At 64.3% G+C, this 12,954-nt stretch carries 13 protein-coding genes; 8 read left to right on the forward strand and 5 right to left on the reverse strand.

The genetic code is table 11. The features are described 5' to 3' along the window. Nucleotides 1–59: 59 nt before the first annotated feature. Nucleotides 60–527 carry a Cd(II)/Pb(II)-responsive transcriptional regulator gene (gene cadR, locus DMR_RS05855; RefSeq protein WP_015859980.1) on the forward strand — a complete coding sequence of 156 codons (468 nt, stop codon included), beginning with the start codon at nt 60–62 and terminating at the stop codon, nt 525–527. A gap of 14 nt (nt 528–541) precedes the next feature. On the opposite strand, the gene DMR_RS05860 is transcribed toward cadR, so the two are convergent. After that, nucleotides 542–883 carry an SMR family transporter gene (locus DMR_RS05860; protein ID WP_015859981.1) on the reverse strand — a complete coding sequence of 114 codons (342 nt, stop codon included), beginning with the start codon at nt 881–883 and terminating at the stop codon, nt 542–544. Between the two features lie 217 nt (nt 884–1,100). Between DMR_RS05860 and DMR_RS22330 the strand changes: the two genes are divergently transcribed. Then, nucleotides 1,101–1,484: a hypothetical protein gene (locus tag DMR_RS22330; protein WP_052278958.1), complete on the forward strand. Its 384-nt coding sequence runs from the start codon at nt 1,101–1,103 to the stop codon at nt 1,482–1,484. Nucleotides 1,485–1,759: 275 nt separating this feature from the next. Here DMR_RS22330 and divK read toward each other — a convergent pair whose 3' ends face one another. The 4 genes from divK to DMR_RS05885 all read right to left on the reverse strand — a co-directional run bounded on the left by divK (nt 1,760) and on the right by DMR_RS05885 (nt 6,321). Next, nucleotides 1,760–2,116 (reverse strand): DVU0259 family response regulator domain-containing protein, encoded by a 357-nt coding sequence (divK, locus tag DMR_RS05870; protein WP_015859983.1) that lies wholly within the window; start codon nt 2,114–2,116, stop codon nt 1,760–1,762. 139 nt (nt 2,117–2,255) lie between these two features. Beyond that, nucleotides 2,256–2,615, reverse strand: a complete 360-nt coding sequence (locus DMR_RS05875; RefSeq protein ID WP_015859984.1) for a response regulator — start codon at nt 2,613–2,615, stop codon at nt 2,256–2,258. Nucleotides 2,616–2,686: 71 nt separating this feature from the next. Further along, complete coding sequence (locus DMR_RS05880) at nt 2,687–5,059, reverse strand: PAS domain S-box protein (RefSeq protein WP_015859985.1); 2,373 nt, start codon at nt 5,057–5,059, stop codon at nt 2,687–2,689. A gap of 149 nt (nt 5,060–5,208) precedes the next feature. Continuing rightward, nucleotides 5,209–6,321: a TOBE domain-containing protein gene (locus tag DMR_RS05885; RefSeq protein WP_015859986.1), complete on the reverse strand. Its 1,113-nt coding sequence runs from the start codon at nt 6,319–6,321 to the stop codon at nt 5,209–5,211. A 280-nt stretch (nt 6,322–6,601) separates the two neighbouring features. Here DMR_RS05885 and hmcA point away from each other — a divergent pair, with 280 nt between their 5' ends. Genes hmcA through hmcF form a run of 6 tightly spaced genes read left to right on the forward strand, consistent with a single transcriptional unit; the run spans nt 6,602 to nt 12,920 of the window. Next, a complete protein-coding gene (gene hmcA, locus DMR_RS05890; RefSeq protein WP_015859987.1) occupies nt 6,602–8,359 on the forward strand; it encodes a sulfate respiration complex hexadecaheme cytochrome HmcA in 1,758 nt (585 codons plus the stop codon). A gap of 28 nt (nt 8,360–8,387) precedes the next feature. Then, nucleotides 8,388–9,440: a sulfate respiration complex iron-sulfur protein HmcB gene (hmcB, locus tag DMR_RS05895; RefSeq protein WP_015859988.1), complete on the forward strand. Its 1,053-nt coding sequence runs from the start codon at nt 8,388–8,390 to the stop codon at nt 9,438–9,440. After that, nucleotides 9,440–10,612 carry a sulfate respiration complex protein HmcC gene (hmcC, locus tag DMR_RS05900; RefSeq protein WP_015859989.1) on the forward strand — a complete coding sequence of 391 codons (1,173 nt, stop codon included), beginning with the start codon at nt 9,440–9,442 and terminating at the stop codon, nt 10,610–10,612. Before hmcB ends, hmcC begins: the two co-directional genes overlap by 1 nt. 15 nt (nt 10,613–10,627) lie before the next feature. Next, nucleotides 10,628–10,762, forward strand: coding sequence for a sulfate respiration complex protein HmcD (hmcD, locus tag DMR_RS25565; protein ID WP_006921815.1), 135 nt, complete (start codon nt 10,628–10,630; stop codon nt 10,760–10,762). A 34-nt stretch (nt 10,763–10,796) separates the two neighbouring features. After that, nucleotides 10,797–11,474 carry a sulfate respiration complex protein HmcE gene (gene hmcE / locus DMR_RS05905; protein WP_015859990.1) on the forward strand — a complete coding sequence of 226 codons (678 nt, stop codon included), beginning with the start codon at nt 10,797–10,799 and terminating at the stop codon, nt 11,472–11,474. Nucleotides 11,475–11,510: 36 nt separating this feature from the next. Next, nucleotides 11,511–12,920, forward strand: coding sequence for a sulfate respiration complex iron-sulfur protein HmcF (hmcF, locus tag DMR_RS05910; protein ID WP_015859991.1), 1,410 nt, complete (start codon nt 11,511–11,513; stop codon nt 12,918–12,920). Nucleotides 12,921–12,954 lie beyond the last annotated feature (34 nt).

A 12,954-nucleotide genomic window follows, 5' to 3' on the forward strand; every position in this document is an offset into this window, starting at 1 on the left:
GAGCCCCTCCCGGCCGCCGGAGGCATTTCTTCATCTTCCACCACCGGAGAGATAATCTCATGCGCATAGGCGAACTGGCCAAAAAGGCGGGCTGCGGGGCGGATACGGTGCGGTATTACGAGCGCGAGGGCTTGTTGCCGCCGCCGGGCCGCAGCGAGGGCAATTACCGGCTGTATGACGCCGGGCATCTGGCCCGGTTGGCGTTCATTCGCAACTGCCGGGCCTTGGAGATGAGTCTTGGGGAGATCCGCACGCTGCTTGGGGTCAAGGATGGCGGCGGGGCGGATTGTTCCGGGGTGACGGCGCTTTTGGACGCCCACATCGGCCATGTGGACGAGCGCATCGCCCGGCTGGCCGCCTTGCGGGAGCAGTTGGCCGGGCTGCGGGAGCGGTGTTGCGGCGTGACGCCGGTGGCCGACTGCGGCATTTTGCAGGGCCTGGCCGAGGGCGGCGGCGAAGCGGCGGCCGGCGGCGGCTGCAAATGCCTGGGCGACGCCGGCAGTTTGTGCGGCCGGGATGGGGGCTGAGTGCGTCGGCGCGGTCAGTGGGTGACGCTTTTGGAAAAGACGTTGACCACCACCACGCCGGCGATGATGAGGCCCAGGCCGATGAGGGCCGGCGCGTCCAGGCGCTGGCCGTGGAGCAGCCAGCCGGCGGCGGAGACGAGGATGATGCCCACCCCGGACCAGATGGCGTAGGCGATGCCCGTGGGGATGACGGTCAGGGCGAAGGTCAGCATGTAAAAGGAGAAGCCGTAGCCCACGGCCACCGTGAGGCTTGGCCACAGACGGGTGAAGTTCTCGGTGGTCTTGAGCGTGGTCGTAGCCACGACTTCGGCCACGATGGCCGCGCCCAGGCAGAGATAGGTTTGGGTCAGGGTCATGGAGCGTCTCCGGGCTTGAGGTGACGGCGAAGCGGCCGCGCCGCGCTATTATGAGTAGATGCCGCAGCCGGTTGGTTGTCAATGGCGGCGAGGCGGACGGTGAGGGGGACTCGTTCGGTGGGAAGTCGGTCGCGGGCATTTATTGACATTGAATCTCAATTTCAATAAAGCGAGAAAAACGCCCGACAGGGCGCAACCTCAACCGCGAGGCGATTTCATGTTCCGTCCAGAGCAGTATGCCCCGGGAGCGGGCGTTGGTGAGGAGTCTATTTTTCTCAACGGCCGGCCGGCCAAGGCGATCCGGCTGCATTCGGTGCGGTTTTCGGCCGACGGGATGCGGATGATCGGGGAGGCGATTTTGGCCGTGGCGCAGGAGTACGGGCTGCCTGAAGGGCTTATCCGCCGGCGCATGGCCGGCCGGCTTTACAGCGTGCCGCCCAGCCCGTCGCTCTATTTTCTTTTTCACATGGCCGAGATCGAGGCGGACATGCACATCGAGATTCCGCCGGCCTATTGGCGCTGGACCGGCCTTGGGCCGGACCTGGGCGCGGGGGGCGGGAACGTTGGCCGTTGGCCGGGCGAGGACCCCGAGGTCGCTTGAGCCGACCGGGACCGGCCCAAACGGCCGGACAGACGAAAAAGGCGGGACCGCCGGGTCCCGCCTTGGAGCGCTTAGTTGCGGCCCGGGAACACTCCGGGCGCTTGCAGCCGCCTTGCGGCATGGGCTTGACGCGACCGGCCGGCCAGGGACAACCCGGAAAGCGGGTCCGGGCTTTCGTGCCGCGTCCCCGAAAACCGCCCCTGGCGTTTTGCGGGCAGCAGCATAAAACCAATACCTTTTCTTCAAAAATACCATCGTATTTTTGAAGGGCGCGGCTACTCGCCCAGGGCCTTTTTGACGGCCGTCAGCACCGCTTCGGGTTCAAAGGGTTTGCGGATGGCGGCCACGGCCTTGCGGATGGACTGGTCATGGCCGTCGAGGCCGCTGATGACGATGACCGGGGTGTGCTTGAACTCTTCTTTCTGGCTGTACTTGCGGTAGAAGCGCGGCCCCCATTCGTTGGGCATCTCCAAGTCCAGGGTGATGCAGTCGGGCCGTTCCTTTTCGAGGACCGAAAGCGCGACTTCGCCGTCGGACGCGCTGCACACGTCATAGCCGTTGTCGGCAAAAAGGGTCGTCAGGTACGAGATGATCTGCGGATCGTCGTCGACCACCATGATTTTCTTGGCCATGCCCGTCTCCTTGTGGCTTGGCCCGGGTGATGGCTTACCCGGGCGCGCTGGATCGCATCCTGGCGTTTTGTAACGCGAATTGCTTCCTCTGCCAACCGTGAATTGCCTTAAGCTGCAAAGTGGCCTATCTGGCCGTTTTTCAAGACTCCCCTTGTCCGAGAATATCACGAAGCGCGGCCAAGAGGGCCAGCCGGTCGATGGGTTTGTCGAACACGGCCCGAGCGCCGGGGATCACGTATTTGAGGCCGGGATGGCCGGTGATGACCACGATGGGGATGTCGCGGCCGGATTTCTCCAGGGCGCGGTTGAACTTGGGGCCGGTCATGTCCGGCATTTCCAGGTCCAGGGTGATGGCGTCGGGGCGTTCGGTTTCGATGGCGGCCAGGGCCTGCTTGCCGTTTCGGGCGGAGACCGTGCGGTAGCCTTCGTCGGTGAAGACGTCTTCAAGGTAGGCGACAATATCCGGATCGTCGTCCACGATCAGGATGGTATGGGCCATGGGGGCCTCCGGCTGCGTTGGTGTCGGCGTCCGTTATGAAACGGATGGGCCGGGACAGGCAAGAAAAAACGTCAGTCGTGGGGAGGGAATGCCTCGCCTGCGGGAGCCTGCCCTGCCTCGAGCCAGACCGGCAGCCGGATGGTGAAGCGCGCGCCGCCGCCCGCCGGCACGTCGGCAATGATTTCTCCCCCGTAATCCTTGACGATTCCATAGCTGATGGACAGCCCAAGCCCCGTTCCCTTGCCCACTTCCTTAGTGGTGAAAAACGGTTCGAAGATGCGCCCAAGCACCTCCTGGGCGATGCCCGGACCGTTGTCGGCCACGCTTGCGGTCACGAATTGCCTGCCGTCCACGGTTTCCCGGCCGGCAGCGATGGCGATGCGCTTGACCCCGGGCACGGCCTGCTGGCCGTAGCGTTCGTCCACGGCGTCCCGGGCGTTTAACAGCAGGTTCATGAACACCTGCTCCAGGGGATTGGCCTGGGCGGCCACGTCGGGCAGGTCGCCTGGCAGATCAAAGGTCACCTCGATGTTGCGGACCTTAAGCTGCTGGGAAAAAAGCTCGAAGGTGCGCCGGATGACCGCGCCCAGGGACACGGCGACGACGTGGCGGTCGGATTTGCGGCCAAATTCCCGCATGTGGTTGATGATGCCCGTGGCCCGGGCGATGTGGCGACTGATGCCTTCGGCCATTTCGGTCAGCGTGTCCTGGTCCACGCACTGGCCCCGGCGCACCCGGCGCACGAGGAGGTCGGCGATGGTCTGGATGACGGTCATGGGCTGGTTGAGTTCATGGGCCACGCTGGTGGACATCTCGCCAAGGGTCGCCATCTTGCTGGCCTGGATGAGCTGCTGTTCGGTCTCCAGGCGGCTGGTGATGTCGGTGACCGAGGCCAGGAAGACTTGCGCCCCGGGATAGGCGGCCGAAGAGGTGCGCACGGCGGCGAAGAAGTCCGTGCCGTCCTTACGGCGGTGGCGCACCCGGGCGATATGGCGCTCGGCCCGTATGGCCTCCTCGAAGGGCGCGACGTCGGGTTCGTCGAAAAGCGAGAGGAAGGGCCGGCCCAGGAGTTCCACCGGCTCGTAGCCGTAAAGGGTTTCGGGCCGGGAGTTGCATTCCAGGATGGTCAGGTCCTCGGGGGACAGCACAAAAAGCGCCGAGGGGATGCAGCTGAAGATGGCCTGGTATTTTTTGCGCGAACGCTCCAGCTCCTCTTCCAGGAACTTGCTCTCCGAAATGTCCAGGCTGATCTCCATGACCGAGGCGATGGCCCCGGATTCGTCGGTCATGGGCGAGGTGCTGACGAAAAAAGTGCGCCGGCAGCCGTCGCGGTCCAGGGTGATCTCCTCGGTGACGTGGGGCAGGCCGTCCTCGAAGGTGCGGATGACCGGACAATGGACGCAGGGTTCGTCGCGGCCCTTGTAGACCTTGTAGCAGTACTCCCCGGGCCGGGCGTGGAATTCGTCGGCAAAGGCCTGGTTGTAGCTTAAAAGCCGCAGGTTCTTGTCCTGGACGGTGATGGTGCAGGGTACGTGCTCGAAGAGGTCCTGGTAGCGGTTTTTTTGGCGCACCAGCTCGTACTGCTTGGCGAACACCTCCCGGCCCATGGTGTCGATGGCCCGGCCAAGTTCGCCCAGTTCGTCGGACTGCTTGAGGTCAAGGCCGGTGAACCCCCGGCCCGAGGCAATGGCCCGCGTGGCCCGGATCATGGCCCGCACCGGGCGGTTGACCAAAAGGTGGGTGCACAAAAACAGCACCAGGAAGGTTCCGGCGGCCGCGCCTAGGGCGGCCAGGAAATTGCGCTCGGTGTAGCCGGCCAGCATGGCTTCGTTGGCGGCCTGGGACACGGTGATGTCGAGCAGGCCCAGGATCTTCTTGTCGGCCGGGTGGACATGGCAGGGGTCGCCCACGCAGGACGGTTCGTTTTCGATGGGCCGCAGGATGCCGATGCAGGGATGGCCCGAGGCGTCGGTGAAAAAGCGGGTGCGCTCGCTGCGGGGAATGTGAACCTGGGGCGGGTTGGTGCGGTGACAGACATAGCAGGCCTCTTCCTTGATGTCGGTGGTGTCGTCGATCTCGGAGAGGAGGTTGGAATACTTGATCTGGCCGTTCTTGTTGTAGACGCGGATGGAAATGATGCCCTGCTGGGTGCTGATGCTCTTGATGATCTCCCGGATGGTGTCCGGGGCGTAGGTGAGCATGGCGTAGTGCAGGCCGAGGTTGATAGTGTTGCCCAGGCGCTCCATGTCCGACATGGCCGCCTCGGTGGCCAGGGTCTTCATGGCGTTGATGTTGAGCGACGACCACAGGAAGAAAAAGAGCATCAAGGCCGCGCCCGAGGCAATGGCCAGCTTGGTGATCAGCGAGCAGCGGATGGAGCGCAAAAGCCGCGGCAAGGCGGCGGCGAGGTCGGCGAGCTTGGGCAGGGCCAGGCGGGGCGTCATGGCGGACCCTCCGGTGACGGCGCGGCCGGCCGGCCAGCCGCGAAGCCTGTGTGAAAGCAACGCCTGAACCTAATCCAGATTTCCCCTAAAAACCAGCGTATTTGTGCGGGGCCGTCAACAAGGCGGCCGGACGCGGGCGAGTGTTGTGATCAACCCGCTGAAACAATGACGGAAAAAGCGCTGACAAGGACCGTGACGCCGTCGCCCTGGCAAAACCGCAGTTCGGCCAGGGCGTCCAGGCCCAAGGTGGCGGAAATGCGGGTGCCGTCGGCCAGGGCGGCCACCACCTCGGCGGCGTCGGCTCCCCGGGTCACCCGCTCGACCACGCCGCGAAACCGGTTCTCGGCCGGGTGGGTGTCTGGATCGACGCCCGCTTCGGCCGCGTCGGCCAGGGCGAGCAACGCGCCCTTGACCCGCACCGTGGCCAGGCCGCCCAGACGCAGGCCCAGGGCTTCCAGGCTCTTGGTGGAAATAACGGCCGTGAGGTCGTGGCCGCCCAAGGTGCGCACGGTCAGGCGCGACTGGATCTCGCCGGCCTCGATGGCGGCGATCTTGCCGAAAAAGGTGTTGTACTGCCCGGCCGCCCGGCGGTTTTCCCGGTCGAGAAAATGCTTTTCCAGGCGCTTTTGCTCTTCCTCGGGCAGGTCGAGGAATGCGGCGGTGGAGTTGGCGGTCAAATGCCCCAGGATGCGCTGGACCACGGTCAGGGGCACGCCGTTTTGCAGCAGTTCCACGGCCCGGGAGCGGCGCAGGGTGTTGGGGTTGGCCAGGTGCTTGGGGATGCCGGCTTCGCTGGCCCGGTCGTAGATGACCCGGCGGACGTAGCCCTGGTCGAGATGGAAAATTCCCCCCCGGTGCGGGGTGTAATCCGGGTCGCGCAGGAGCTGTTTGAGTTCGGCGTGGAGCTCGCCCGGCAGATAGACCTCGCGCCGGGGTTTGGCGTCAGTGTCGCGGCCGCCGCCGAGCAGCACCTTGCGGCAGGCCAGGACAAAGTCCTTCTGGTCGTCGATGGCCAGAATTTCCCCCAATTTCGCTCCGGTATAGCGCAGCAGCAAAAAGACCAGACGCGTGCGGTTGCGGGAGACCACCGACCGTTTGCCCTTGGCCTTGGCCACCCAGGCGGCAAAGGCGGCGTCCAGGCGGCGCATCTGCTCGACCGTGAGGAAATTGGGTTCGTTCGCCTCGATGGGGGGCGTGGTGTCGTGGTCGTGCATGGGCTGCCCCATATCCCCCAGGACGTGCTCCAGGTCAATGCCGCTCAACGTGGCCTCCGGGTTTCGTTTATCACGAAAAGAAAAAATGAGGTGACAATTTTCACAAAAGCGGCTAACTTTATTGTCACGCAAGTTTTGCAACTCGTGACAAACTTGGCGGACACTGTCAATAGGCAGTTTTCGCCAAGCCTGTCGCCGGGTTGCGTTCTGGATCGCAAGTCCATGATTTTGACCGCGGGCCAAGGGAGGTGCGAGGGCAGGAGCAGTACGTCTATTGCCAACCTGGGGAAGGGCGAATGCAACACGTAAGCAGAGGGTCGAAGAAGGTATGAAAAACGGAAAACGGCGCATGAGACAGCTGCTGGCCGTCCTGGCCATTTGCGGCATTGGCGGCTTGTCCGCTTTGCCGATAGGCCGGGCCACCGCCGCCCAGCCGGCCAGCGACAAGCAGCGGGCCGACATCGTCACCATTGACGAGATGAAGGCCTACGGCAAATTGTCGCAACCCACCGTGGCGTTTTTGCACGACAAGCACACCACGGCTTTGGGCAAGCAGAAAGACTTTTACAAGAAAGAGTGCGGCACCTGCCACCTGTCCAACAAGGACGGCGTGATGCAGCTTGGATACATGAGCGAGGGCAAGCCTGTATCCGGCGAGAAGCTGCGCGACAACTACCACAACAACTGCATCAGCTGTCACAAGGACATGGCGGCCGCCGGCCAGAAGACCGGCCCCACCGACGTCCAGTGCAAAGGCTGCCACAACGCCACTCCTGACGTGGCCTCCAACTGGCAGCCCATCGTCGTGGACAAGCGGCTGCACTACCGCCACGCCGCCACCCAGGAAAAAGCCGACAACAAGTGCGGCGCCTGCCACCACATCTTCAGCGAGAAGACCGGCAAGACCGCTCCCGCGCCCAAGCCGGAGGAAGTCCCCGGTTCCTGCTCGTACTGCCACGGCGAGAAGACCACCGTGGTGGAAAACCGCCAGCCCAAGGAGATCCGCTCCCTGCGCTTGGCCGCCCACGGCGAATGCGTGACCTGCCACAAGGCCACCGCCGCCGCCGGCAAGGACGTGCCCACCGGCCCGGTCACCTGCGCCGGCTGCCATGGCCCCCTGGATCAGAAGGCCATCGCCGAGACGTCCTTAAAGAAAGTTCCCCAGGGCGCGGACCTGCGCATCAAGCGCGGCCAGCCCGACTACGCCATGGTGCGCCCGGCCGAGGTCCAGACTTCCCTGGCCGTGGCCGGCAAGCCCTATGCCGGCATGCCCGCCGTGCCCTTTGACCACAAGTACCATGAAGCCAAGAGCGAGACCTGCGTGTCCTGCCACCACGCCGCCCTGTCCTCCTGCTCGGCCAAGTGCCACACCCCGGCCGGCGTGAAGGAAGGCGGATTCGTGACCCTGGAAGGCGCCATGCACAACGTCGGCGCGACCCAGAGCTGCGCCGGCTGCCACGCCGTGGTCCAGAAAAAGCCCGAATGCGCCGGCTGCCACGACGCCATGCAAAAGGGCATCGGCGGCGTGGACAAGTGCGGTTCCTGCCATGTGCCCGGCGACGCCGCCCTGCAGGAAGCCATGACCTCCATGATGGCCAAGCCGGCCAGCGCCGACACCGCCGCCGCCGAAGCCGACCTGGCCAAGAAGCTGCTGGCCGGCAAGCGCGACGCCACCACGACCTTCCCGGCCGAGGACATCCCCCAGACCGTGACCATCGGGTCCCTGTCCAAGGATTACGAGCCGTCGGTCCTGCCCCACCGCCAGATCGTCCAGGCCATGCTTGACGGCATGAAGGACAGCAAGCTGGCCGGGGCCTTCCACGCCACCGACGCCGCCGTGTGCCAGGGCTGCCACCACAACAGCCCGGCCTCGAAGACGCCGCCGCGTTGCGGCAACTGCCACCAGGCCGTCGAAACGACCGCCGCCTCCGCCCGTCCGGCGCTCAAGGCCGCCTACCACAACCAGTGCATGGGCTGTCACAAGGCAATGGGCATCGAGGGCAAGGTCGTCAGCAAGGCTCCGGGCGCCAAGCCCGTGCCTGCCGCCACGGACTGCGCCGGTTGCCACAAGGAAAAGAAGAAATAGGACCCAAACCAGCAGAGGTCTCGCTACAATGAAACGTAGACACTTTCTGGGCCTTCTGGGCGCGGCCGGCGTCACCCTGGGCTCCGGCGCGACGGCCAAGGCCGCGTCGCTTGGCGACGTCAAGGGACTGCCCAACGCGGGCGGCGTGCTCTTCGACGCCTCGCGCTGCATCGGCTGCCGCAAATGCGAAGCGGCCTGCAACCAGGTCAACGACCTGCCCAAGCCCGCCAAGGCCTTTGACGATCTGACGGTGCTCGACGCCACGCGCCGCACCGACGGCAAAACCTACACCATCGTCAACAAGTACGTCCCGGATGCCGGCAAGCCGCCGGTCTTCCGCAAGATCCAGTGCAACCATTGCATGGAGCCGGCCTGCGCCTCGGCCTGCTTCGTGGCGGCTTTCAAGAAGTCCGAAACCGGCGCGGTGGTCTACGACCCCGACGTCTGCGTCGGCTGCCGCTACTGCATGGTGGCCTGCCCGTTCAACATCCCGGCTTACGAGTACGACAAGGCCTTCACTCCCCGGGTCATGAAATGCACCATGTGCCAGCCGCGCCTGCTCGAAGGCAAGCTGCCCGGCTGCGTCGAGGCCTGCCCCAAGGAAGCCCTCGTCTTCGGCAAGCGCCGCGAACTGCTCAACCTGGCCTGGGACCGCATCGGCGGCAATCCCGGACGCTACGTCGAGCATGTCTACGGCGAGCGCGAGATGGGCGGCACGAGCTGGCTGACCATCGCGCCCAAGCCGTCCTTTGCCGCCATCGGCATGGATGAAAACCTCGGCACCACCTCCGCGCCGGAGCTGACCTCCGGAGCCCTGGCCGCCGTGCCCGCCGTGGCCGGCATCTGGCCGGTGCTGCTGACCGGGCTTTACGCCATCAGCAAGCGCAAGGAAAAGATCGCCGAGTCCGAGAAGCAGGCCGCCGTGGCCGCGGCCATCGCCAAGGCCAGCGCCGACGCCGAGGCCAAGCTGGCCGAGGAACTGGCCAAGGCCGAGGTCGCGGGCAAGCGGCGCATCGAGGTCGAGGTCAAAAAGGCCCTGGAAGCCGCCGCCAAGGCCGGCGAAGAAGGGGAGGACGCGTAATGACGACGGAAACTCAGAAAGGGACGCTTTTCACTCCCTGGAACATCGTCGCCGGCATCATCCTGGCCGCCGGCGTCGTGGTCACCATCATGCGCTTCACCATGGGCCTGGGCGCGGTGACCAACCTCTCCGACAACAACCCCTGGGGCATCTGGATCGGGTTTGACCTGCTGTGCGGCGTCGCCCTGGCCGCCGGTGGCTACACCACCTCGGCCGCCTGCTACATTTTCGGGTTCAAGCGCTTTCACGGCGCGGTGCGCCCGGCCATCCTGACGGCCTTTCTGGGCTACGCCCTGGTCGTTTTTGCCCTCAACTACGACGTCGGCCGCCCCTGGCGTCTGCCGTACCCGATCTTCTACCAGCAGGGGACCACGTCCATCCTGTTCGAAGTCGGTCTGTGCGTGTTCATCTACTTGACGGTGCTGTTCCTCGAATACCTGCCGGCCGCCCTGGAGTGGAAGCGGGGCTTTGACAAGTACCGCGACATCCTGGTCAAGCTGACCATGGGCCTGACCATCCTGGGCGTCATCCTCTCGACCCTGCACCAGAGCTCGCTGGGCGCGCTGTACCTCATCGCCCCGTCCAAGCTGCATCCCCTGTGGTACACGCCGTACCTGCCGGTCATGTTCTTCATGTCCAGCATGTTCGCCGGCATGTCCATGGTCATCTTCGAGGGAACGCTGTCCCACAAGCACTTCCATCACAAGATGGACGACGAATACAACCTTGGCTACGAAGACCTGCAGATGGCCTTCTCCAAGGCGGCCGCCTGGATCATGGCCGGCTACCTGGCCATGAAGGTCTTCGGCCTGGCCATGGACAACCGCTGGCAGTACCTGGGCACCGGCTACGGCGTGTGGTGGCTCACCGAAGTCGTCGGCTTCGTGGCCCTGCCGTGCTACGCCTACGCCGTGGCCTACCGCGACCGCAACCTGAAGCTCGCCCGGTTCACCGCCCTGTGGACGGTGCTCGGCATCGTGCTCAACCGCTTCAACATCAGCCTGGTGGCCTTTAACTGGCAGCTGCCCAGCGTTGACCGCTACTTCCCGAGCGCGGGCGAGATCATCATCTCCTTGTTCGTGGTCACCATCGGCGTCATCGCCTTCCGGTTCATCGTCACCCGGATGCCCATTTTCTACGTGCATCCGGCTTACAAAGACTCGTCCCACTAGGACAGGGGAATAGCCATGTTCAATACGTTGCAAGACCTGATGCTCCACAACAAGAGCATCACCTACGTCCTCATGGGCGTCGTGCTGATCTGCTTCGTCGGATTCTGGCACTTCCTCACGGACAAGGAAGAGCGTAAACGCCGCTACTAGGCTGATCGGACCGCGATCGCCAAGGAGAACACCAATGTATGCATTCCTGACGGGTCCGATGCTGTGGCTGTCGTTCGCCATATGCATCCTCGGCTGCGCCTGGCGCGCCTATATGTACGTCAAGGGCCTCAGCTGGCAGCTCGACCGGGTGGCTTACGGCCATAATACCGATCTGGCCGTCAAAGGGGCGCTCAAGTCCATCTTCCACTGGCTCATTCCCTTTGCCTCGTGCAGCTGGCGGGCCAAGCCGGTCTTTGCCACGGCCTTCTTCCTGCTGCACATCGGCCTGGTCATCGTGCCGATCTTCCTCTACGCCCACGTTATGATCGTGGCCGAGCGCTTCGGCGTGTCCTGGCCGACCATGCCTGACGGGCTGGCCGACATCCTGACCATCCTGGCCATTCTGGCCGGCCTGTTCATCCTGTTGCGCCGCTTCGGCTTAAGCGAAGTGCGCATCATCACCACCCGCCAGGATCTGGGGATCATGGCGATCAGCCTCGCCCCCCTGGTCACCGGCTTCGTGGCCGCCCACCAGAGCGGCGACGGCAACGGTTGGCTTCTGGCCCACATCATCACCGGCGAAATCTGGCTCATCGCCGTGCCGTTCACCAAGCTGTCCCACGCCGTGCTGTTCTTCTGCTCCCGGGCCCAGATCGGGATCGACTTCGGCACCAAGCGCGGCGGTCAGCGCGGCAGCGGCATCGTCTGGTAAACCGGCCGGCGGGATATCGCCAAGGAGTGACACGTCATGCCTGAAGGGATTTATTGCAACAAGCGGCCGATCACGACGGAGGAGGAGCTCAAGGCTCTGCTCTCCGATACGCGCGGCACGAAATACTACGAGGAAATGCTGTCGCTGGAGGTTGACCGCGAAAAACTGTGGGCAACCATCCAGAAAACCTGCAAATCGCGCACGAAAACCTGGCTCGATGTCTGTGCCCGGTGCGGCCTGTGCGCCGACTCCTGCTTCCTGTATCTGGTCAACGACTGCAAGCCCGAGCAGGTGCCGTCGTACAAGATCCAGTCCACCCTGGGCGAGATCGTTCGCCGCAAGGGCGACGTGGACAACGCGTTCATGCGCCATGCCATGGAAGTGGCCTGGTCCCAGTGCACCTGCTGCAACCGCTGCGCCATGTATTGCCCCCACGGCATCGATATGGGCGTCATGATGGGCTACACCCGCGGCTTGCTCTATTCCCAGGGATTCGTGCCTTGGGAACTCAAGATCGGCGCGGGCATGCACCGGGTCTACCGGGCCCAGATGGACGTCACCACCGAGGATTGGGTGGAGACGTGCGAATGGATGGCCGAGGAGCAGCAGGACGATTGGCCGGGTCTTGAGATCCCCGTCGACAAGGAAGACGCGGACATCATGTACACCTGCAACGCCCGCGAACCCAAACACTATCCCGAGGACTTGGCTGAGGCGGCCATCCTGTTCCACATCGCTGGCGAGAATTGGACCGTGCCCAGCGAAGGTTGGGAGCAGACCAGCCTGTCCATGTTCGCCGGCGACTGGGAAGCCTGCAAGCTGCAGGTGGAAAACGTCTACGCCGCCATCGATCGCCTCAAGCCCAAGCGGGTCATCGGCACCGAATGCGGCCACGCCCACCGGGCCACGGTCATCGAAGGCCCCTTCTGGGCCGGTCGTCCCGACGGCCAGCCGCCCGCGCCCTACATCCACTACGTCCAGTGGGTGGCCGAGGCGCTTCGCGAAGGCAAGCTCAAGATCGATCCGGCCAAGCGGATCAAGCAGCCCGTCACCTACCAGGATTCCTGCAACTATATCCGCAACTGGGGCCTGGCCGAGACCGCCCGCGAGATCCTGTCGTATCTCGTCGAACCCGGCTATCTCATTGAAATGACCCCTAACAAAGAGCATAACTACTGCTGCGGCGGCGGCGGCGGCTTCAACGGCATCGGCAAGTTCCGGCCCCAGCGCAACAAGGCGCTTTTGACCAAGCGCGACCAGATCCTGGCCACCGGGGCCAAGCTGGTCATCGCACCCTGCCACAACTGCTGGGACGCCATCCGCGACCTCGAGGAAGAGTACCACATCCACATCGACTGGAGCTTCCTCAAGCCGCTGCTGCTGAAAATGGTCATCGTGCCCGAACACCTCAAGCCCAAGGACGAGGAAGAGGGCGACGAGGAATAGGGAAGAGGTGCGCCTAACCGCACGCAACCTCCAC

Source organism: Solidesulfovibrio magneticus RS-1 (assembly GCF_000010665.1).
GTDB classification, from domain to species: domain Bacteria; phylum Desulfobacterota; class Desulfovibrionia; order Desulfovibrionales; family Desulfovibrionaceae; genus Solidesulfovibrio; species Solidesulfovibrio magneticus.